The sequence below is a fragment of the Paenibacillus pectinilyticus genome, assembly GCF_001700435.1.
GTDB lineage: Bacteria > Bacillota > Bacilli > Paenibacillales > NBRC-103111 > Paenibacillus_E > Paenibacillus_E pectinilyticus.
In genome coordinates, this window is sequence record NZ_LYPC01000027.1 from 94,761 (window position 1) to 116,852 (window position 22,092).

Here is a 22,092-nt window from a genome sequence, read left to right on the forward strand (position 1 = left end):
GAAATGGAGTGGGAAAGACATACTGTACGGCATGGTTGTTGATTTGAAAAATTAGGAGGAATGTAATGTGAGGAAAAAGGCAATCAGTATCTGGTCAAGTTTTATCTTATGTACTTTACTAATTGGCTTGTTTACGTTCGAGGCCGGTACGGCACATGCAACCACAGCGAATACGCCTTATAAAACGACCATGGGCACCGTCACTAATATGACCTGGGGCGGCGGTGACGCAAGACCGGGATTTGCCACAGCGAATGGTTACTTATACTCGGTGTGGGGCCGGGGTAATGCTTTTAAAATGAGAAAAGCAACTACTTATACGGGTCTTGCTACAGCGACAGAAAATACAGTGACAGGAATGGATGCGGCGGATTGGGTTGTTGGCCTGTATTATGATAACGCTACCAGTACCTTCTATGTGACGGCACATGTGGAGTATGATTATTTCTTGGGCAGCGTTGGTGCGCATCATTATCGGAAGATCAAGATGTATAAATCGACGGATGGACTAGCGACGGTTACAAAAGTCGGCGATATCATTACCAGCGACAACTCTGACATCCATGGCTATGTGGACTACACAGGAAATTACTATGATTTCGGTGCAGGCGATCACAATTTCTATGTGGATGAAGCAGGGGGCTATGCCTACATTTTCTATGCGCATGCATGGGCGGATTTGAGATCACAAGCTTTTGCGGATGGGATGTTTAAAAGTGAGCGGGTGGCACGTGCCCCAATCAGTCAACTCGGTGACCCGAATGCCTGGAAGAACTTTTATTTAGGGGCATGGAATGAGCCAGGCCGAGGCGGAAATGCGTCGGATTTGGCAGATGGTACGAATGGCTATGTGTTCTACAGCTCTGTCATTGGGAAATACCTGATGGTGTATAACAACACAATTGCCTCAGCAACAAGTTTGACGCTGCAAGACTGGACACCTCTGTATACGAATCCGGATTTGACTTGGTTCTATTACGCTTCGGCACTCGATATGGATACTTACAGCCCTTATATTATCGGAAGTAATGCGATTTATCTCGAATTGACGCGTCGGCGTTCAGCGCCATTAACAGTCACCAATACGGTCACGAATCGGACGGTAATTGAACCTACCTATCCAGCGGAATCTGTTCCGGATAACAATTACGGCTGGGATTGGAATTTCACGGGGACGCCAGCACCGAAACCTCTCACGTATATCATTTCGTATCAATGGCCGTATCAGACACATACAGCTGGCATAGGCTTCTATTCGGATTATACGGTGCCATATTCCGTCAACTATGGGTTCGGTATGCGGATGACCTCCACAGCAGTGGGTGATTATGTACAACTAAATGTGAATGTGCCAACGGCCGGGACGTATAAATTATACAGCTACAATGCAACGGGCCCGGGTGCTGGGGATTTCCAACTCGCGATTGATGGCGTGAATCAGGGCAGCAGCGTATCCTTGTTCGAAGCGGCACCAGCTCATCCTCAGAATGGTCTTGGTTACAAGAAAACAGATATGGGAACTGTGACATTTGCAACAGCTGGCAATCATACCTTCAAGTACACGGTCACGGGTAAAAATGCAGCAAGTACGGGATATCAATTGTATTTTGATGTGATAAAACTAGTAAATACGACAACAACTCCGCCGCCTCCAGCGACATTCAGTGACAATTTCGAATCTGGCACGGCAAGTGGCTGGACGACGACAGCCGGGACTTGGGCAGTGGTCACCGATGGGTCCAAAGTATATCAACAAAGCAATTCGGCGACAGCAGATACGCATGCGTTGAATGGGAATACAGCTTGGACCAATTACACCGTGAATGCCAAAGTGAAAGTAGACGCATTTGATGCCGGCGGCTACGCTGGTGTGGGAATCGACGCCCGCTATCAAGATGCGAACAACAATTATAGCTTTCAATATTACAAATTGACCGGAGAGTTGAAAATCCAGAAAAAGGTCGCCGGCGTGTTCACAACGCTAGCCACCAAAAACTATGCGTTCTCGACAGGTACATGGTACAACATGAAGGCTGTCCTGAATGGCGGGAATCTCGAATTCTGGGTCAACGGCAATTTGGAATTGTCGGCAACCGATGCTAGTTTCAGCTCAGGTAAAATAGGACTGAATGCACATCGCGCTAATGCGAAATTCGATGATGTGACTGTACAGTAGGGAATACAGGATCGGGTTGCAAGGCGGAACGCGAGACGTGGAAGCCATGACTATCAAGTAGTAGGAATGATTGTACGTGTGAAGAATGCGCTGCTAGCTCCTTTTTATTGGAGTTGGTGGCGTTTTTGTTTTAGTTGCGGAGGGGGGAGTAAATGGAGTGGAGGGCGGAGGTGAAGAGTGGAGATAGACGGGAATGTCGAGTAACTGGGGTGTGGGATAGGGGAAAAGAGTGGAAATAGACTGGAATGTCGAGTAACTGGGGTGGAGGAAGAGGTGAGAAGAGTGGAGATAGTCGGAAATGTCGAGTAACTGGGGTGCAGGAGAGGTGAAAAGAGTGGAGATAGATGGAAATGTCGAGTAACTGGGGTGGAGGAGAAGGGGGAAAGAGTGGAGATAGACGGAAATGTCGAGTAACTGGGGTGGAGGAGGAGGGAAAAGAGTGGAGATAGACGGGAATGTCGAGTAACTGGGGTGGAGGAGAGGGGAAAAGAGTGGAGATAGACGGAAATGTCGAGTAACTGGGGTGTGGGAGAGGGGAAAAGAGTGGAGATAGACGGAAATGTCGAGTAACTGGGGTGGAGGAGAGAGGAAAAGAGTGGAGATAGTCGGAAATGTCGAGTAACTGGGTTGTGGGAGAGTGGAAAAGAGTGGAGATAGTCGGGAATGTCGAGTAACTGGGGTGGAGGAGAGAGGAAAAGAGTGGAGATAGATGGAAATGTCGAGTAACTGGGGTGGAGGAGAGTGGAAAAGAGTGGAGATAGATGGAAAAGTCGAGTAACTGGGGTGGAGGAGAGGTGAAAAGAGTGGAGATAGATGGAAATGTCGAGTAACTGGGGTGTGGGAGAGGGGAAAAGAGTGGAGATAGACGGAAATGTCGAGTAACTGGGGTGTGGGAGAGGGGAAAAGAGTGGAGATAGACGGAAATGTCGAGTAACTGGGGTGGAGGAGAGAGGAAAAGAGTGGAGATAGTCGGAAATGTCGAGTAACTGGGTTGTGGGAGAGTGGAAAAGAGTGGGATAGTCGGGAATGTCGAGTAACTGGGGTGGAGGAGAGAGGAAAAGAGTGGAGATAGATGGAAATGTCGAGTAACTCGAGTGTAGGAGAGTGGAAAAGAGTGGAGATAGATGGAAAAGTCGAGTAACTGGGGTGGAGGAGGAGGGAAAAGAGTGGAGATAGACGGGAATGTCGAGTAACTGGGGTGGAGGAGCAGGGGAAAGAGTAGAGATAGACGGAAATGCCGAGTAACTGGGGGGCAGAAGCGGGACAAGAGTAGAGATAGTTAAGGGTGTCAGATATATTATACATCCGGCTGGATAGGGGGACTAGAGCGCGAGTGCAAGTCGATTTAATCGACTTAGGGACTGTCAGAGAGGCCGGAGAGCGAGTGAAAGTCGATATATTCGACTTAGGGGTCGTCAGAGAGGCTGGAGAGCGAGTGCAAGTCGATATAATCGACTTAGGGGCTGTCAGATAGGCCGGAATGCAAGTGCAAGTCGATATAATCGACTTAGGGGCCGCTAGAGAGGCCGGAGTTTTCTGAAACTCGACTAGCATGCATGAAGTAAGAGCATATAAAAAAAAGCCGCCATTAAGCAGTTAATCCTACTTAATGGCGGACCTTTGTGCGCAGCGGCTGCAACGAGCGCCGCGAGCGCTACTTCACGCTCGGCGTCACCCGCGCAGCCACCTTGCCGGTGGCCGGGGTGTAGACGAGCGGCTGCCCGATCAGCGCTTGCAGATCATCAAGCGCGATCGTGATCTGCCCGTGCTCACGCAGCACGGGCTGCTGCAGCCGGACGCGCGCATCGCCGCGCGTCGCCGTCTTCGCATTCACCTGCAGGGTGAATGCCTCTTGCCCGAGGCGGAGGCGAAGCTCTCCGCCATCCGCCGTTGCGCTGCCGCCAAGCTGCACAGCAGCAGCGGCGGCGTCCACGCGCAGCGGCGCGCTATTCGGCTGCGCCAACACCCGGCGCTGGATCGAGCGCAGCAGCAGCTCCGGCGTGATGTTCGGGCTGCCCGCGTTGATCCGCGGGAGCAGCATGAGATCGTCGCCGCGCGTTGCCATCTCCGGCGAGATCGTGAAGGCGTAGCGGATGCCCGCCTTCGCTACAAGCTCTGTCGCCTCAGGCGACACGATGCCGTACGGGTACGCCATCGTGTCGAGCGGCGCATCCGTAAGCGGAGCAAGCTTGCTGACGCACGCTTGCGCATCAGCCGATACACGCTGCCTGTAGGCCTCATCGTTCTCGCCATCAAGCTTGCCAACGAGTGCCGCTTGTCCATCCGGATTTTTATGGTGAAGGTTGTCCGTATGGCAACCGATATCGATGAAATTCGTCGCGTGTGTCATTTCACTAAGCTGTTCCTTGGACATCGATGGTATATACGATGCTAAAGGGGCGGCTAAGTCAGTTGTAATGACGAAGTTGACAGCGGGTATGCGTAAGCTTTTCAGAATCGGATAGGCCGATGTATAGAAGCTTTGATAGCCATCATCGAAAGTGACGAGAACCGCATTCGAAGGAACAGTCGCGCCAGCCATATACTTTTTGAACTCATCTAAAGAAATAAAATGATAGCCTTTACTGAGCAGCGTCTCCAATTGACTCTGAAATAAGGCACTCGTAATCGTACTTGAGCTTGTATCCTTATCATGAATGTGATGATACATAAGGACGGCGACCTGATCCTGATAGTAAATCGTTTCGGACTTCTTAGCCTGTAAGGGCGTCAGGAGCAGGGTGAGTCCTATCAAGCTTACGAGAATCGAAATAGCAATTCTTTTATACATGTCAGCGAATCTCCTTGTTTTGCTCACAAGAACCGTCGAACTGTTCCTATGAGGTATGATATAATGGTATATATTCTTTAAGATTATGCGGGTAATTGAGAGGAGCTAGAAGTCGTTATGCAACATTTTTATCAAAGTGTTTATGATTTAATTGTGGAAACATCCACGAATTTACCAGGTGATGTTCGTCGTGCGGTACAAGCCGCTCAAATCAAAGAGGATAATGGCACGCGTTCCGCGTTATCTCTTTCTAGAATTGCTGATAACATTCATATGGCGGAAACCAATGTATCCCCGATTTGTCAGGATACAGGAATGCCAACGTTTATTATACACTGTCCAGTTGGGGCAAACCAAATTGTTATGAAGAAACATATTCTTGAGGCCGTTGCGAACGCGACGAAAGCTTCTAAACTTCGGACGAATTCCGTAGATTCGCTTACGGGTGCAAATAGCGGGGATAACCTCGGACCAGGAACGCCTGTCATCCATTTTGAACAATGGGAACGTGAAGATGTTGAAGTGAAGCTGATCCTAAAGGGCGGCGGCTGTGAGAACAAAAACATTCAATACAGTCTACCGGCTGAGCTTGAAGGCGTTGGCAAAGCAGGACGTGACCTCGACGGTATTCGCAAATGCGTGATGCATGCGGTCTACCAAGCACAAGGACAAGGGTGCAGCGCAGGCTTTATTGGCGTTGGAATCGGCGGCGACCGGACAAGCGGCTATGAGCTGGCGAAGCATCAATTATTCCGTCATGTAGATGATGTGAACCCGCATCCGGATCTTCGTAAAGTGGAAGAGTACGTGATGGAACATGCCAATACGCTAGGTATAGGTACGATGGGCTTCGGCGGACAAGTGACTCTACTTGGTTGTAAAGTTGGCGTGATGAACCGTTTGCCTGCTAGTTTCTTCGTGTCCGTTGCTTATAACTGTTGGGCGTTCCGCCGTCAAGGCGTGATTTTGAATGCCGAAACGGGTGAAATCAATGGCTGGTCCTATCCGCGAGGCACGGAAGTTTCTTTCCAAGAAGCTTTTGAGGCAAGTGCAGAAGAAGCTAGAAACACACCGCAAGAAGAGCGACGCGAGATTGTACTTACGACTCCGATTTCGGAAGAGCAAATTCGCAGCTTGAAAGTTGGCGACGTGGTTGTGATTAACGGAACGATGCACACAGGTCGTGATGCTCTGCACAAATACTTGATGGATCACGATGCTCCGATCGATCTGAATGGTGCGGCTATTTATCACTGTGGTCCAGTTATGGCAAAGGATGAAGCGGGCGAGTGGCACGTGAAGGCGGCAGGACCGACAACGAGTATTCGTGAGGAGCCTTACCAAGGCGATATTATTAAAAAGTTCGGTATTCGCGCTGTCATCGGTAAAGGCGGCATGGGTCCGAAAACGTTAGCAGCCTTGAAAGAGCACGGCGGTGTGTATTTGAATGCAATTGGTGGTGCTGCACAGTACTACGCACAGTGTTTCAAAAAGGTTGAAGGCGTCGATTACATGGAATTCGGAATTCCAGAAGCGATGTGGCACTTGGAGACAGAAGGCTTCGCAGCGATTGTAACCATGGATTCACATGGTAACAGTTTGCATGCAGACGTTGAGAAGAACTCATTAGAGAAGCTGGCTGCGCTGAAAGAGCCTGTTTTTAAATAAGAATGTAAGCTTTCGCTGCGTTTACAAAAAAAATACTGGATTAGACATGGAAATTAGGGTTACTATTTAGAGTAGCCCTTTTTCTTATGTGAATGACATAGTAATCGGCACACAATCCTTTTGGAGGTTTACGCATCCATGACGAAGTTCCGTGCAAAGCTTACCTTTATTTTAATCTTGTTAATTGGATGTTCGATGCTGGTTGCTGGTATTTTCATGGCGCAGGTGTTGGAGAACTCGCATGTGAAGTCTTTGAAGGAGAATATGGAGCGTGAGCTTCATGTCATTGCCTTAAGCGGTAATTGGGATTATCAAGGAACAGATGAAGAACTCGTCAAATATTACACAACACAAGCCCATAAGCTGAAAGAAGCAACGAATTCGCGTATGACTTACGTTCGTGCAGATGGCAAAGTGCTTGGCGATTCGGATCAATTGCCCGAGCAAATGGACAACCATCTAACACGACCCGAAATTGTGGCAGCAGCTGCAAATGGCATTGGTTATACGACGCGTTATAGCGATACGTTGAAAGAGAAGATGCTGTATGCGGCCATTCCGGTAAAAAATGCAGCCAAGGTTACGATTGGGTATTTGCGTATATCAATGAGTTTGGAGCAAGTAGATAAATCGATTCGAAGTTTATGGTATTTCCTTATTCTAGGTCTGATTATTTTATTTCTCATCGCGGGCATTGTCAGTTATCGCATTGCCAAGGGGATTACACATCCGATTGAGAAAATGACAAAGGTCGCGCAGCAGATCACGAATTTGAATTATGAATCTCGCGTTCCCTCGTACAGCAATGATGAAGTTGGGCAATTAGGATTGGCGATTAATCGGATGTCCGAAAGCTTACAAGGACAGATGGCGCGAATTCAGGAGAATGAACGCCGGCTGCAGGGTGTCATGGAAAATATGATGAGCGGGATCATGATGATTGATCGCGAAGAGCGGATTATGCTGCTCAATCCCTCAGCAGAAACGATTCTTGGGTTCTCCTCTCAGGAACTGCTAGGCAAGAAATACAATGAAGCGAAGCAGCAATACGAGTTTACGAAGTTGATTCAAGAATGCATCGAGCTGCAGGAGCCCATTTCGGATGAGATGATGTTTTATTATCCGGCAGAACGTATTTTGGATATCCATTTGAGTCCTATCGCCCATGAGGATGAGGAATGGTCAGGTGTACTCATAGTGCTGCATGACATAACGGCGGTTCGAAGACTGGAACGGATGCGAAGTGAATTCGTAGCGAATGTCTCACATGAGCTCAAAACGCCGATCGCCGCTGTTAAAGGATTTGCTGAGACGCTGCTGGCAGGCGCTTTGAATGATAAGGAAACGGCTGTGTCGTTCCTTCATATCATTTTTGATGAGAGTGAGCGTTTAAACCGGTTGATTGGTGATATCCTAGAATTATCGAAGATTGAGTCGAAGCGGATTCCGATGAATTTCTCGCCTATTTATTTGCCAGAGTTTCTAGAAAGATCGTTTAGTGTCTTGCGCAAAGAGGCGGAGAAGAAGCATATTGAGCTGAGCATGTTAGTGGAAGAAGATATGTATATTGAAGCGGACGAGGACAGACTGCGTCAAATCATCATTAACCTTCTCTCGAATGGGATAGCTTACACGCAAGATGGCGGTAAAGTCAGGCTGCGTGTTGAACCTCTAGATCCTAACGCTGACGGGGATTATGAACGTTTACGCATTATCGTAACGGATACGGGGATGGGTATTCCTAAAAAGGATTTACCGCGTATTTTTGAAAGATTTTATCGCGTGGATAAAGCACGATCCCGCAGTTCAGGCGGAACAGGACTTGGCTTGTCAATTGTAAAGCATCTCGTTGAGATGCACAAAGGTACGATTCGCGTTGAAAGCGAAGTCGGGATTGGAACGAAATTCACCATTGAATTACCCGTTATTCATTAAAAAAAGAGTGAAATTGGTGCGTATTTACACTACGATGATGAAGTCTTTACAATGTTTTTACAAATATGTGGTACACTCAACTTGTGCAATGTTAATAAACTGTAAATACGGGGGATCCCATGGCACAAAAGATACTAGTTATTGAAGATGAGCCGACATTAGCTCGATTACTTTCTTATAATCTCTCCCAGGAATCGTATGACACGAAGGTGATCGATCATGGTGGAGACGGCCTGCAAGAGGCGTTACAACAGTCGTATGACCTTATTATTTTGGATATTATGCTTCCCGGGTTAAGCGGATTCGAAGTTTTGGCCAAGCTTAGACAAAAGGGGAATCGTACGCCTGTTATCATTCTAACGGCTCGCAACGCTGAGGATGAAGTCGTACAAGGGTTAAAGCACGGTGCAGATGATTATATCACGAAACCATTCGGGGTAGCTGAGCTGCTTGCCCGTGTAGCGGCGGTCTTACGGCGCACTCAGTCGGATGAAGCGGCTGCCGATATGAACAAATCGAATGAGAAAGTCATTCAAGCGGGTGAGCTGCGGATTTATCCGGAGAAATACGAAGTGGTGTTGAATGGAGAGTCCATTCCGCTAAGACCGAAAGAATTTGAAGTTCTGCTGTACCTTGTACAGCGGCCAGGTGTTGTAGTGACGCGGGATGATCTCATGAATATCGTCTGGGGCTTCGATTACATCGGAGGACAGCGTACGGTGGATGTTCATGTGAGTTCCTTGCGTAAGAAGCTGGAGATGAATCAACAATCGGTACAGATTGACTCGATTCGCGGTGTTGGCTATAAGTTGGTTGCCACAATGATCAAAAAATAAGAAGCATGGGTGCTGGTAACGCGGCGGCCATGCTTTTTTGCCGCTAGCTGATCCGCCTTCCATAGCACAATCGCATACAATTTTCGCTAAATCGAGAATTCTTTTCACCGAGGCATTGGGTATAATGAAGTTATACAAGCGGTTACATGAACTAACAACATTTACTAGGGTAACATATAAGGAGGAACATCATGTCAACGAAGTACCGTATTGCGATTATCGGGTGTGGAGGCATTGCCAATGGCAAGCACATGCCAAGTCTAAGCAAGTTGGACAATGTAGAAATGGTAGCATTCTGCGATATCGTTTCGGAGAAAGCCCAAGAAGCGGCTGCGAAGTATGGCAAAGGTGAAGCACGTGTGTATGAGGATTATCGCGAGTTACTGCAAGATAGCTCAATTGATATCGTTCATGTGTGTACACCAAATGATTCACATGCAGAGATTACGATCGCTGCGCTTGAAGCTGGCAAACACGTCATGTCCGAGAAGCCAATGGCGAAAACAGCAGCAGATGCAAGACGTATGGTTGAAGCAGCGAAACGTACGGGCAAGAAATTAACCGTTGGTTATAACAACCGATTCCGCGGCGATAGCCAGCATTTATATAAAGTTTGCTCCGAAGGCGAGCTAGGTGAGATCTATTTCGCGAAAGCACATGCGATTCGCCGCCGCGCAGTTCCGACATGGGGCGTATTCCTCGATGAAGAGAAACAAGGCGGAGGCCCGTTGATCGATATCGGTACGCATGCACTGGATCTAACGATGTGGATGATGAATAACTATGAGCCAGCGGTTGTGCTCGGTACTTCCTATCATAAGCTGTCGCAACGCGAAAATGCAGCAAATGCTTGGGGTCCGTGGGATCCAGCTAAGTTCACGGTTGAAGACTCGGCATTTGGCATGATTACAATGAAAAATGGCGCTACAATTATTCTTGAATCAAGCTGGGCGTTAAATACATTGGAAGTAGATGAAGCCAAATGTACGCTTTCCGGTACTGAAGGCGGAGCTGACATGAAAGGCGGACTTCGCATCAACGGCGAGAAGCACAGCCGTTTGTTCACGACAGAGGTAGAATTGAACGCTGGCGGAGTTGCCTTTTATGATGGCAAGGCAGAGAGTGCGTCAGATCTGGAAATGAAATTGTGGATTGCCGCGATTGAAAATGATACAGATCCTGTCGTAACACCAGAGCAAGCCTGTGTGGTATCTGAAATTTTGGAAGCTATTTATGAGTCGGCGAGAACAGGTAAAGCTGTTTATTTTGAGTAATAGATAAATAGGAAATAGGTAAAAGGCATGTAAGTAAACCAATTTCCTGGGAAATAGTTATGGCTGTGAGCGATCCCTTCTTCTGCTAAGTTTAGCGGAGGGAGGGATTTTTCGTTGTTCTACGGTGCTCACCAGGCGTGGTGCCTGTGCGTTGTTTGAACATTTTAGAAAAATGATGTAAATCTGCGAACCCACAATAAACCGCAATCTCGTCATGGGTGAGTTCTGTATTCGCAAGTAATTCCTTGGCGTGATTAACCCGCATGTTTAATAAATATTGGTGAGGCGCTACCCCATAGCGTTGTTTGAAAAGGAAGCTGAATCGGGAGACGGATAAATTGGAGCGATTCGCCATCTCCTCCACAGAAATGGGTTGGCTCATATGGTTGGAGAAGTAAGATGTAATCCAATTTAAGCTGGGAACAGGTGCTGGAACGTCTCGTACATAGGGCTCTATAAGGGATAGAATGATATCCATCATAAGATGCTGAACGCGAATTGTGGCAATGGGACTATGCAAATTGGTGAGCTCAATGGTCTGGAGAAGGGTTTCTTTGAGTCGTGTCGGGTTTAAAGGCTCTACTTCTACAGGTACACCTATGCCGAATAGGTCAAGGAGCGTAGGCTGCATCAGATGAGTAAAAGCAGATAAATCAATTTGTCCTGGCCGGGTGGGGAGGCTGTCTTCACGTTCTTGGTTGTAGGCAATGTCAAAATGAAGGTACGGGGTAACCGTATTCGTAAGGCCCTCTAAGGAAAGCAGACTACCAGGCTGCACGAGGCAGAATTGACCAGGGACCAACATATATTTCTGATCGTCCACCCAAAAGCAACAAGTGCCTTCTTGAATGAAAACCAATAAGTAATCGAGCAGTCGCCGCTCGGGATAGTTCCAGGGCTTACGAACGGCAAAGTCACATTCCCGAATGTAAGGGACGATAGGAGCAGCATTCAACAATTCATTGCGCATGATTGTGCCTCACTTTCCGTAGTGCGAAGAGCAGCTCTCGCAAGCTTAGTTGGGGGATGTATGCTTCTCATTGTAGTTAAGGTGAGGAAGAAAATCCAGTTGTTTTTGACAAATCAATAAACGGCTTTGACAAAGATTATTACATGGCAGCTCCTTATAATAAAGCTATAAATATACAATACGAGGTGCTGCGCGAATGAGCCATGTCGAAGACAATCAAGTGAATGAATTACCTTTGTTGGCAGAGAATTATCCACTATCAATAGAGCAAAGAGAAAGCTATCAACGCGATGGTCATATCGTACTTCGAGGGGTGGCCAGTGATGCGGAAATAGCGAGTTATGAACCTATTATTACGGACTGGGTGAAGTCACTGAATGAGCAAGATAAGCCGCTGGAGCAGCGAGATACGTATGGAAAGGCGTTTATTCAGATCTCGAATTTATGGGAAAAGAGTGAAGAGATACAGCGGTTTGTGTTCGCGAAGCGTTTTGCCCAAATTGCTGCTGACTTAATGGGTGTAGATGGCGTTCGGATTTATCATGATCAAGCGCTATTCAAGGAGCCACATGGCGGTCATACCCCGTGGCATCAGGATCAAAACTTTTGGCCGCTGGATACAGATAAGACGATTACAATGTGGATGCCGCTCGTTCCGATTTCGGAAGAGGTCGGGTCGATGACCTTTGCTTCCGAATCGCATCTGATCGGGTATATCAATAGGTTGCTCATTTCGGATGAATCGCACCGCACGTTGGCTGGCTATATCGAGGGGAAAGGCTTCAAGACGGTGTCACATGGCGCGATGCAAGCAGGAGATGCTACATTCCATGCAGGTTGGACGCTGCACAGTGCGCCTGGCAATCCGACAGATACGATGCGCAAGGTGATGACGATCATCTATTATGCGGATGGTTCGCGGGTCGCGGAGCCAGATAGCAAAGCGCGCGAGAATGACTTGAAGCGTTGGTTTCCAGACATGAAGCCGGGCGATGTAGCAGCTTCTGTGTTGAATCCGTTATTGTATAGCCGTGAGTAAAAAAATCGCTCGCCCACTTTATCGTATGTGGGGAGCGATTTTTTCGCATGTAGATCAGATGCATTCAGGTGGCGTTACCACTTGCTACCATGTGGATTAGGGCAGCGTGCGCTGCTAAGCTTCGCTTTCACACCCATCAAACAGCCGCAGTAGCGGCATGTTGTGCCCCATTGATAATCGCTGCAGCTTGCGCAGACAGCCACGCGACGGTCATATTCAGCTTCCGTGGTTAGCTTCAGGTTGCGAACGCGAAGCGTTTCGCCGAAAAGCTTGGCGATCTCCTCCGGCGTCACATGCACGGTGGCTGAGCATCCTTTGCAATCGGAGCCGGAGTCAATTCTATTTTCAGCTAATTTATCCATCTCTTAGTGCCCCTAGTTAAGACAAAGTGTGACCACGGAGCGGGCTGGAAGGGTAACGAACAGTTGGTCATTTTCGAAATGATAATCTGTAAAAGTTACTGTCTTTACTGCTTCTGGCTCCTCGAAGGTGTTATGGTCGTACATCGTATCAGCGGTAATGATGAGTCCTGAAATTGTATTAGTATGTTGTCCCTTCATATCACATTGAACGACAAGCGGCTCTGAATGATGCAAATTACAGAGTGAGATATGCAATTGTCCTTGTGCGTTTTTCGAAGCGGAAGCACTAAGTTGCGTGATTTGTTTGCCATCCATTTCGTAGGCAGGGCTGTCAGTTTCAACGGGAATGTAGCTGGCATCTTGATGCACCTTGTACATATCGAAGACGTGATAAGTCGGCGTAAGCAGCATGTCTGCACCTTCTGTGAGAATAACAGCTTGCAGCACATTCACGACCTGGGCGATGTTGGCCATACGAACACGATCACTATGGTGATGAAAAAGATTGAGATTAATACCGGCGATGAGCGCATCGCGAATGGTGTTTTGCTGATAGAGGAAGCCAGGATTCGTGCCAGGCTCGACATTGTACCAAGTACCCCATTCGTCTACGATTAAGGCGACTCTTTTATCAGGATCATAGGTGTCCATAATGGCCGAATGACGAGTCAAAAGTTCATCCATGATTAGCGTGTTGGAGAAGGTATTAAACCATTCTTGTTCACTAAAATCAGTTGCAGATCCTTTATCCTTCCAGACACCCGTTGGAATCGTGTAATGATGAAGCGAAATGCCATCCATATATTTGGTCGCTTCGCGCATCAAGACTTCGGTCCACTTGTAGTCAGCACCGTTGGCGCCACAAGCGATTTTGAAAACCTTATTATCCCCGTAGTTCCTCACATAGCAAGCGTATCTGCGATACAAGTCGGCGTAATATTCGGGACGCATATCGCCCCCGCAGCCCCAATTTTCGTTTCCTACGCCAAAATAAGTTAACTTCCAAGGCTTCTCACGGCCGTTCTCTTGCCGCCAGTTCGCCATCGGGGACTCACCATCGAAGGTTATATATTCAACCCATTCGGACATTTCGGCCACGGTACCGCTTCCAACATTGCCGCTGATATACGGCTCAGCACCGATTAATTCGCAAAGACGTAGAAATTCATGCGTTCCAAAATGGTTATTCTCCAGCACGCCGCCCCAGTGCGTATTGATCATCCGTTTGCGTTTCTCGGCGGGACCTACGCCATCTTTCCAATGATATTCGTCTGCAAAACAACCGCCAGGCCAGCGCAGGACTGGGATTTGCAGCTTTTTCAGAGCGTCGAGTACGTCGTTACGCATACCCTCTGTGTTCGGGATTGGAGAGTCGAGTCCGACCCAGATTCCTTCATAGATGCAGCGCCCCAGATGCTCGGAGAAATGACCATAAATATTTCGGTTAATCGTGTGCAGCGGTGAATCCGCATGAATAGTCAACTTAGCCATGAGTGGGATCTGCTCCTTCGTGGTTCATATTGGCGACCGACTCTCGACTGATGAGAGCAGCCGAAAGTATGATTTGTTCCTTCGTGTTCAATTCCTGTGCGTGATGGCGATGAATCGCAGAAAGTAATTCCTCGACGAGATGCTTGGCATCCAAGCTGAACGTCGTTAACCGCGGTGATATTTGGGACGCAAGCGGGATATCATCGACACCAATGATCGAAACATCGCCCGGAACGGACCGGTTGTTTTCGCGGAGGCCTTGTATGCAACCAGCGGCCATCCAATCATTTACGGCGAAGATCGCATGCGGCAGCTCGGAGGCGAGAAGCAGATCGGCCGTACGGCGGCCGCCTTCCCAGTTCATTTTCTCCGTAATGATTTGAACGTTCGTGTCGTGCTGCTGACAAAAAGCTAGAAAGCCTTGTTTACGTAACCGAGAGGAATCGTACTTATCTGGTCCGGCTAACAGTGTAAATGTGCGATGCCCAGCATCGTAAAGTGTTTTGGCTGCTTTGCTGCCGATCCGATAATCATCAAAATAAATTTGGATGATATCCTCCCGGTGCGCATAGCGCTGAATGGAGAAAAGCTGGCCCGATGCCAGGTTGAGACGATCAAGTTGTGCATCATCCATCTGTCCGATCAGAATGAGCGGGCTAGGAAGAGATGTTGCATCGGGTTGATCTGGATTCACCATCGCAATCTTGATCGCTTGCTTGGCAGCTAAATTCGTAATTTCAACAAGGAAATTCGTGTAGTAGGGATCATTTCCTTTGATGTCGGGCGAGCACATCACATACAAGGTGTCCAGGAGAACAGCTGGTACGATGTAGGTGCCTTTGCCTTGCAATTGGACAAGAAGGCCTTCTTGGACTAAGGTCTTGATCGCTGCGCGGACGCTTACTCGGCTATTCGCGAAGTGCTCAGCTAAATCGCGTTCAGACGGGATTTTGACGAGTTGGTCCTTTTGTAACGATTGGATTTGAAGGCGGAGCTGTTCGATTAATTTTTCTTTGATAAGTGGAGATTTCTCCATGGGAATAAACCACCAATCTGGGCGAGACCATTTTTAATCTATGTAATACCAATAACATACCATTTTGGGTGCGGGGGTGTCTAGATTTTTTTCCACCTCTCCTCTCCTCCTCCTCAGGTAAGGCCAAGTCAAATTTCAGTGATGGGGTTATTTATGAATTCTAAATGTTGTTTGTTGTTGTATAAGAAAGGTATATTCCCTACTCAAAAGAGGGAATATACCTTTTTGTTTTTCTGTGGAGCCGCGTCACGTCTTATTTTTCTCGAGTTTATATTGCGATAAAGATACGCCGAAACGTTTCTTGAAAATGGTATAAAAATAGTTGGTCTCTTCCAGACCGCATTGATCTAAAATTTGCTTAGTTGATAGATTACTGTTGTCCAACAGGTCTTTAATATGATTCATTCGAACGTCTGTAATATACTCGGAAACAGATTTGCCTGTTGCTTCCTTAAATAATTTTCCTAAGTAAACGTTGGACATTTGAAACTCGTCGGCGATGAGGCGCAGACTTAAGTTCTTATCACGATATTGATCCTCTACGATTTTCATGATTCTTGTAATGATCGAACTGTGTTTACTCTGTTTATTTTGTTCCATGACTCGGATGATTTCCGTGAATATGATTGAGAGGTTTTCATGAATCTCCTCGATCGTTTCAAATTGCTCTATGTTTCTGGAAATGATTTGAAATAGATCGGATTTTTGAAAATCAGGGCTTTCCAATATAATATTAAACGTAGTTTTTAGCATGAAGCTGAGCTGCATAATGGACGATAGTAAGTTTTCATAGGTCGTTCCGGAAAGCTGGCTAATGAAGTCGCTGTAAGCTTCCTTTGATCTTTCCAAATGTCCCAATTTCAAGGAATCAAGTAATAGTTTAGCTTTACTCTCGGGGAAAGAGATCAGTGTTTCGTTGATGGAATTTCGGAACGTTGGTGTCAGGTAACTGCCATGACCTGCGATAATTCGATACGAAGAGAGGGCCAATGTATCGGAATAAGCCTCGTTAAGCTGCAAGTAGGAATCAACCGGGATGCTTAGCGTCGCGGAAAACGAGAGCTTCATATACTGTTTTGAAGCGTTTTGTGCGATTTCAATGAGCCGCTTCAGGGTAGATTCTGTAGTATCTACATGATCTGAGGGGCTAATTTCCAATAGCAGCATGAGCTGGTCGTTTTCCAGGTAAATAGTCTCCAGTTTAAATTCCTCTGACACGATTTCATTTGCGATGTTAGCGAGGCCGAATTTTAAAAGCCAACGGTCCTTTTCACTATATTGATTAAGGAAAAAGCGGTAGTTATCTAAGCGAAGAAGCAGCAATCGAAGTTTACCATTCATATTCAAATGGATACCAAGCTCTTTTTGATGAGCTTTCATCTCTTTTTGATCGACATATCTGATTCCGAGCAGTATATCCTGAAGCCATTTGTTTTTTAGTGGAGGGAGCTGCTCTCTTTGTTTATGTTCCCATTCATTGTTTTTTGTAATCATTTCCGTGAAAACATCTTGCAGAAAATAGATATCATTCGTCTGATGTTCCTTCTGAGGGGAGCTTGTGAGATGCCCTTTCACGGTTTCTACAAGCCTGCCGACAGGAATATAAAGCGATCTAGACATAAAGTACGATAAAAATAAACCGAACCCAAGGATCGTTAGGCATATCCAGAGCGTAGAGGTTTTGATGGAATCCACGGTGCCGATAAATGTTGAATAGGATGTTAAACTAATAAATTTCCATTTTGGTTTATCGGAAGAAACATAGGTAACCTGATAATCAAGACCGCCTAGTTTTGTTTTAAAGCTTCCCGAGTCTTGATCGGCTGCAAGTAAAGCTTGAATATACGGTTCTTGGCTAGCGTTTTGCAGAAACATGCTTTCCGAAGTATGGTTCACAATTGTCCCTTTGGAGTCAATGACGATAATTTCGTTGTTGGTCCCCGCCATTTTGGCATTCAAAGATGCGATTAAATCACGGAGCACGCTTGCTTTGACATTGATGACAGTTGCAATGCGTTGGGATGGTTTCGTTTCGGGATTGTCAGGCATGATATAGGTATACACATTAGCAGCCTCTGAAGCTGTAACGTCTTGCGGGTTTGGGATTTTTCTGGAAATTGGCATTTCAGCAAGCGTATTCATGTCCGTCGATTGTAATAAAGAGAGCACGTCTTGATCGTAGAAATTATCTTTGGTGTAAAAATTTCCGGTCTCTGTCGAGGTGATACGATTCAAAGCAAGATTAATCGTGTATACCGAGTATACATAGTCGTGCGGCAGAGAAAGGTTATCCAAATTGCGCAATGCTTCACCAAGTGTATACATATCGTTTTCCTGATTATGCAGTAAAACGGAAGTATAGGGGCTCATAATGACGGTATTCGTAAATTTACTAACTAAAGTATCCATGTATTTCATACTGTAACTGGTTTGAGATAGGATCGAAGTATTCATTCGATTGATATTGTCCAAAGATGTCGCAAAGAAGTTTCGATATAGAAGCGAAGATAGTCCAATTATCAATAAAGTAACCGTTATTGTAAGTGTTAATAGCATTTTCGCAAATAAGGTCTTGCGAGGAGATTTAAGCAAGAATGCCATTTCTGAGTTGCCCTCCTTAAAGATAGTTTGCTGCTACTTCACACTTCTCTAAGGCATCTGTTTTCTCCTTCTGAGCGTGTTCGAGAAGCATGAATAACTATACATTTTGAAGGAAAGTACATTTTTTGATGGTCAACCATGCTGGTTTCATGTATTGCTTACTTACACTAAAAAATGTAGAATACTCGCACATAGATCCTTATTATCAGTTATTGGAGGCTTCAGTTTGATGATAAAGTCAGCGCGTTCTCAGTTACTTATAGCAATCTTGTTCGCAGTGGCATCCTTCATATCAGGATGTAATGCCAAGGATTCCGCCAAAGCAAAGCCTGTTGAACAAGACCAAGAAGCCAGCCGTCCAAGCCAGAATGATTTGCCTCAGGTAGAATTGGTCTATTATTTCCCTTCCCCTCCTCAACGTGACTTGAAAGCAGTTAATGATGAGTTGAACCGGATCATTGGGCCCAAAATTCATGCAACCGTTAAGTTGAACATGATTGACCTTGGGAATTACGATCAGAAGATGAACTTTATGATCGCTTCGGGGGAATCATTCGATTTGGCTTTCACATCGACTTGGATCAACAACTACTTCCAAAATGTTGCGAAGGGAGCCTATATTCCAATTGACGATTTACTTGGGAAGTTTGGCCCGCAAACAAAAGCTGGTGTTCCGGATAATATATGGAATGCCGCTAAAGTGAACGGGAAGCTGTACGGTGTAATTAACTACCAGGTGATGGCTACTAGTTATGGATTCGATGTGCAAAAAGAACTCGCTGATAAGTATAACTTTGATTGGAAACATGCAAAAACCTTTGAAGATCTAGAGCCCTTTCTGGATGCTGTGAAAAAAGGGGAGCCCGACAAAATTCCGCTGGAATACTCGACGACTGCAGACATATTTGTAGGTGCTGCACCTTTGTACGGTTTCGATACGATCGGTGATCAGAAAATGCCAGGTTGGGTTCATTTAAAGGATAAAGAGTTGAAAGTAGTCGATCAATACGATAGCCCGGAGTTCAAGAATCTCATCGCTCAAACCAGAAAATGGTACGAAAAAGGGGACTTTCGAAAAGATGCGGCTACAACGAAAGAGATAGCGGCCGATAGAAAAGCCGCCAGATACGCGATGGCGATGCCAGCATATCAATCGACGGATTCACTGGAAGATCCTTTGAATGACGGGGGGCTTAAGGCAATAACGGGAGTGGAATGGTATAGAAAACGGTTTACCAAGCCAATCATTACGACGGACCGTGCCGCGTCGACCATCACTTCGATTTCTAGAACGTCCAAAAATCCGGAACGTGCTATGATGTTTATTGAACTGATGAACAGCGATCCGCAAGTTGCCAATTTATTAAACTACGGGATAGAAGGCAAACATTATAAGAAGATATCCGATACCCGTATAGAGCGGATCAAGGATAGCGGATATGCTCCGAACTTTCCATGGGTATTCGGGAATAATTTGATCCTATGGAACACGGAGAGCGATGTATCGGATGCGAATGCAAAATGGGATCAATTGAATAAATCATCCGACTTGTCTCCGATCCTCGGGTTTACTTTTAATATGGAAGCTGTCAAATCGGAAATCGCGCAGTGCCAGCTCGTGATCGATCAATATTTATCGGCATTGACATCTGGAACAGCCGATCCTGACAAAATTCAGCCAGAATTTATTGACAAGCTGAAGAAGTCCGGTCTCGACAAGGTGATCGCCGAGAAGCAGAAGCAGTTGGATGAATGGCGTAAAGCTAACGGAAAATGAGTTAAGGCGAAAAAAGTCTTCAAACCCATATGGGATTTGGAGACTTTTTTCATTTTCTAGAGATCAAACATTTTTTGATGAAGCGGATTATTAAGAAATTAAAGGTATCTTTCATTTTTGTTGTTTCTTTGGACAGGATGCAGATTTATGATCGGCTTACACCAACAAGCAAGGGAGAATACCCATGAATGAACTAAACTTACAAGCAAAGCAGAGGAAAAAAACACCATCACGCCAATCAATTGCAACTCGTCGCTCTATACCTATTATAAGTGAACTTATTAGGAACAAAATCATGTACGCCATGATGTTACCCGGCCTTTTGTTTATCCTCGTCATCTACTATCTTCCTATGTTTGGGGTTGTCATCGCTTTTCAAGAGTACAACCCAATCAAAGGCATCCTAGGAGGCAAGTGGATCGGCTTCACAAATTTCAAGTTCCTCTTTCAATCGGATGCTGTGTTTCAAATTACGTTTAATACGCTATTTTATAATCTGATTTTTATTATTCTTGGCCTAGGTCTCGCGTTAGTTGTTGCCATTCTGATTAATGAAATAGGCAATCGCTTTCTGGCTGGCGCCTACAAAAGCATTATCTTGCTTCCGTATTTGTTGTCATGGGTAGTAGCTGAATACTTGCTGTTTTCCTTTCTGAGTATGGATAAAGGAATTATTAATCAATTGCTTCAATTTTTCGGAATCGAACCTGTTCAATGGTATGCGGAGCCTATGTATTGGCGGTTTATTCTTCCCGCAGCTTATGTCTGGAAGAACGTCGGTTACTTTGCGGTTATATTTGCTGCAGGTATCACCGGAATATCCAGCGATTATTACGAAGCGGCCAAGATGGATGGCGCAAACAGATTCCAGCAAGCGCTCAAGATTACGGTTCCATTGCTTGCTCCGATCACACTGACTCTGCTGCTTTTGCAGGCGGGGAAAATATTTTATGCCGCATTTGGAGACTGGGGATTATTTTACAACCTGCCGCGTGAATCAGGCATTCTGTTTAGTGCAACGAATGTCATCGATACCTATGTATTCAGGTCGCTTCAAAAGATGAACGATTTCGGGATGTCTTCCGCAATCGGTTTATACCAGTCTTGCGTTGGATTCATCCTTGTCGTGGCTTCCAATTATGTGATAAGAAAATACGATCGTGACAGTGCATTGTTCTAGCCCAAGTCATTACTTACGGAAACGATCAGGAGGAAGTTGAAATGAATCGCATGAAATTATCGAATTTGATGATCAATTTTAGTTTTATGGTGTATTCGGTTTTATGTATCGTCCCTATGCTTGTTGTGTTGTCCATTTCGTTATCCAGCGAGCAATCCATTTTTAAGAACGGATATCACATTCTCCCGCGGGATTTCACCTTCAAAGCCTATGAGTTTATTTTGCTCGGCAACTCCCCTATCTTAAGAGCTTATGGTGTAACGATTATCGTTACGATCGTGGGGACGCTGCTGCATCTTGTGATCTCCTCGATGTTTGCTTACAGCCTTTCAAGACGGGAAGTGAAGTATAAAAACATCGTTGCCTTCCTTGTCGTCTTTTGCCTTCTTTTCAATGGGGGCTTAGTACCATGGTATATCTTAATTACCAAATATTTACATATGAAAGATACCATTTTCGCTCTGTTTGTTCCTTATCTAGTTTCATCTGTGAATATTTTAATTATGAGAAACTTTTTCCGAACAATTCCAGAGGCCATTATTGAATCAGCCCGGATCGATGGATCTGGCGAATTTAACACCTTTGTAAAACTGGTGATTCCATTATCGACGCCTGTATTGGCTACGATCGGGCTCTTTGTAGCTGTTTTTTATTGGAATGATTGGTTTACGTCTGCGCTTTTTATCGACAACAACAAATTGTTCACACTTCAATTCCTTCTTCAATCCATTATGAACAATATCGCCTATCTGTCAGGGAATCCTTTGGTCGAGAAAGCAGCGGCCAATCTTCCAGATGAGACAGCAAGGATGGCTACTTGTATCTTGGCTGTAGGGCCGATCGTTCTAGCGTATCCTTTCCTGCAAAAATATTTTGTTAAAGGGCTTACATTAGGCGCAGTAAAATCTTGAAGCTTGGCTTTACCGGGTATCCACCCGTTTAGCATATAAAATAAA

16 protein-coding genes are annotated in these 22,092 nt (G+C 45.8%); 10 read left to right on the forward strand and 6 right to left on the reverse strand.

From position 1 onward, the window contains the following. The first annotated feature begins 67 nt into the window (after positions 1–67). On the forward strand, positions 68–2,176 hold the full coding sequence (locus A8709_RS22350; RefSeq protein ID WP_065855313.1) for a 3-keto-alpha-glucoside-1,2-lyase-like domain-containing protein: 2,109 nt from the start codon (positions 68–70) through the stop codon (positions 2,174–2,176). 1,333 nt (positions 2,177–3,509) lie between these two features. Further along, positions 3,510–3,650: a hypothetical protein gene (locus A8709_RS34725; protein WP_208607731.1), complete on the forward strand. Its 141-nt coding sequence runs from the start codon at positions 3,510–3,512 to the stop codon at positions 3,648–3,650. 180 nt (positions 3,651–3,830) lie between these two features. Here the strand turns inward: A8709_RS34725 and A8709_RS22355 are convergent, their stop codons facing one another. After that, complete coding sequence (locus A8709_RS22355) at positions 3,831–4,967, reverse strand: polysaccharide deacetylase family protein (protein WP_065855315.1); 1,137 nt, start codon at positions 4,965–4,967, stop codon at positions 3,831–3,833. 117 nt (positions 4,968–5,084) lie between these two features. On the opposite strand from A8709_RS22355, the gene A8709_RS22360 reads away from it, so the two are divergent. The 4 genes from A8709_RS22360 (at position 5,085) to A8709_RS22375 (ending at position 10,680) form a co-directional block, all read left to right on the forward strand. Continuing rightward, positions 5,085–6,635 (forward strand): fumarate hydratase, encoded by a 1,551-nt coding sequence (locus A8709_RS22360; protein ID WP_065855317.1) that lies wholly within the window; start codon positions 5,085–5,087, stop codon positions 6,633–6,635. 138 nt (positions 6,636–6,773) lie between these two features. Further along, complete coding sequence (pnpS, locus tag A8709_RS22365; RefSeq protein ID WP_065855319.1) at positions 6,774–8,570, forward strand: two-component system histidine kinase PnpS; 1,797 nt, start codon at positions 6,774–6,776, stop codon at positions 8,568–8,570. A 119-nt stretch (positions 8,571–8,689) separates the two neighbouring features. Continuing rightward, positions 8,690–9,406, forward strand: a complete 717-nt coding sequence (locus A8709_RS22370; RefSeq protein ID WP_065855320.1) for a response regulator transcription factor — start codon at positions 8,690–8,692, stop codon at positions 9,404–9,406. Positions 9,407–9,597: 191 nt separating this feature from the next. Beyond that, positions 9,598–10,680, forward strand: a complete 1,083-nt coding sequence (locus A8709_RS22375) for a Gfo/Idh/MocA family protein (RefSeq protein ID WP_065855322.1) — start codon at positions 9,598–9,600, stop codon at positions 10,678–10,680. 91 nt (positions 10,681–10,771) lie between these two features. Here A8709_RS22375 and A8709_RS22380 read toward each other — a convergent pair whose 3' ends face one another. Then, a complete protein-coding gene (locus tag A8709_RS22380) occupies positions 10,772–11,650 on the reverse strand; it encodes a helix-turn-helix domain-containing protein (protein ID WP_065855325.1) in 879 nt (292 codons plus the stop codon). A 196-nt stretch (positions 11,651–11,846) separates the two neighbouring features. Between A8709_RS22380 and A8709_RS22385 the strand changes: the two genes are divergently transcribed. Beyond that, positions 11,847–12,689, forward strand: coding sequence for a phytanoyl-CoA dioxygenase family protein (locus A8709_RS22385; protein ID WP_065855327.1), 843 nt, complete (start codon positions 11,847–11,849; stop codon positions 12,687–12,689). A gap of 74 nt (positions 12,690–12,763) precedes the next feature. Here the strand turns inward: A8709_RS22385 and A8709_RS22390 are convergent, their stop codons facing one another. The 4 genes from A8709_RS22390 to A8709_RS22405 all read right to left on the reverse strand — a co-directional run bounded on the left by A8709_RS22390 (position 12,764) and on the right by A8709_RS22405 (position 18,179). Next, positions 12,764–12,988, reverse strand: coding sequence for a DUF6171 family protein (locus A8709_RS22390; protein WP_244163289.1), 225 nt, complete (start codon positions 12,986–12,988; stop codon positions 12,764–12,766). Between the two features lie 75 nt (positions 12,989–13,063). Then, positions 13,064–14,542 (reverse strand): alpha-N-arabinofuranosidase, encoded by a 1,479-nt coding sequence (locus A8709_RS22395; RefSeq protein ID WP_065855331.1) that lies wholly within the window; start codon positions 14,540–14,542, stop codon positions 13,064–13,066. Next, entirely contained in the window at positions 14,535–15,578 is a 1,044-nt protein-coding gene (locus A8709_RS22400; RefSeq protein WP_065855333.1) for a GntR family transcriptional regulator, read from the reverse strand. Before A8709_RS22400 ends, A8709_RS22395 begins: the two co-directional genes overlap by 8 nt. A gap of 246 nt (positions 15,579–15,824) precedes the next feature. Further along, positions 15,825–18,179 (reverse strand): helix-turn-helix domain-containing protein, encoded by a 2,355-nt coding sequence (locus A8709_RS22405; protein WP_065855335.1) that lies wholly within the window; start codon positions 18,177–18,179, stop codon positions 15,825–15,827. A 229-nt stretch (positions 18,180–18,408) separates the two neighbouring features. Here A8709_RS22405 and A8709_RS22410 point away from each other — a divergent pair, with 229 nt between their 5' ends. The 3 genes from A8709_RS22410 to A8709_RS22420 all read left to right on the forward strand — a co-directional run bounded on the left by A8709_RS22410 (position 18,409) and on the right by A8709_RS22420 (position 22,047). Beyond that, positions 18,409–19,956, forward strand: coding sequence for an ABC transporter substrate-binding protein (locus tag A8709_RS22410; protein WP_065855336.1), 1,548 nt, complete (start codon positions 18,409–18,411; stop codon positions 19,954–19,956). Positions 19,957–20,251: 295 nt separating this feature from the next. Continuing rightward, on the forward strand, positions 20,252–21,136 hold the full coding sequence (locus A8709_RS22415; RefSeq protein ID WP_065855338.1) for an ABC transporter permease: 885 nt from the start codon (positions 20,252–20,254) through the stop codon (positions 21,134–21,136). 41 nt (positions 21,137–21,177) lie between these two features. Next, positions 21,178–22,047 (forward strand): carbohydrate ABC transporter permease, encoded by an 870-nt coding sequence (locus A8709_RS22420; protein WP_065855340.1) that lies wholly within the window; start codon positions 21,178–21,180, stop codon positions 22,045–22,047. The last annotated feature ends 45 nt before the right edge of the window (positions 22,048–22,092 follow it).

What these genes read in the sequence shown, in the direction of transcription:
- A8709_RS22355 (WP_065855315.1), bottom strand. Translation starts at nt 4,967, where the DNA reads ATGTATAAAAGAATTGCTATTTCGATTCTCGTAAGCTTGATAGGACTC.
- A8709_RS22400 (WP_065855333.1), bottom strand. Translation starts at nt 15,578, where the DNA reads ATGGAGAAATCTCCACTTATCAAAGAAAAATTAATCGAACAGCTCCGC.
- A8709_RS22410 (WP_065855336.1), top strand. Translation starts at nt 18,409, where the DNA reads ATGATAAAGTCAGCGCGTTCTCAGTTACTTATAGCAATCTTGTTCGCA.
- pnpS (WP_065855319.1), top strand. Translation starts at nt 6,774, where the DNA reads ATGACGAAGTTCCGTGCAAAGCTTACCTTTATTTTAATCTTGTTAATT.
- A8709_RS22370 (WP_065855320.1), top strand. Translation starts at nt 8,690, where the DNA reads ATGGCACAAAAGATACTAGTTATTGAAGATGAGCCGACATTAGCTCGA.
- A8709_RS22375 (WP_065855322.1), top strand. Translation starts at nt 9,598, where the DNA reads ATGTCAACGAAGTACCGTATTGCGATTATCGGGTGTGGAGGCATTGCC.
- A8709_RS22380 (WP_065855325.1), bottom strand. Translation starts at nt 11,650, where the DNA reads ATGCGCAATGAATTGTTGAATGCTGCTCCTATCGTCCCTTACATTCGG.
- A8709_RS22385 (WP_065855327.1), top strand. Translation starts at nt 11,847, where the DNA reads ATGAGCCATGTCGAAGACAATCAAGTGAATGAATTACCTTTGTTGGCA.
- A8709_RS22405 (WP_065855335.1), bottom strand. Translation starts at nt 18,179, where the DNA reads ATGGCATTCTTGCTTAAATCTCCTCGCAAGACCTTATTTGCGAAAATG.
- A8709_RS22420 (WP_065855340.1), top strand. Translation starts at nt 21,178, where the DNA reads ATGAATCGCATGAAATTATCGAATTTGATGATCAATTTTAGTTTTATG.
- A8709_RS22360 (WP_065855317.1), top strand. Translation starts at nt 5,085, where the DNA reads ATGCAACATTTTTATCAAAGTGTTTATGATTTAATTGTGGAAACATCC.
- A8709_RS22415 (WP_065855338.1), top strand. Translation starts at nt 20,252, where the DNA reads ATGTACGCCATGATGTTACCCGGCCTTTTGTTTATCCTCGTCATCTAC.
- A8709_RS22395 (WP_065855331.1), bottom strand. Translation starts at nt 14,542, where the DNA reads ATGGCTAAGTTGACTATTCATGCGGATTCACCGCTGCACACGATTAAC.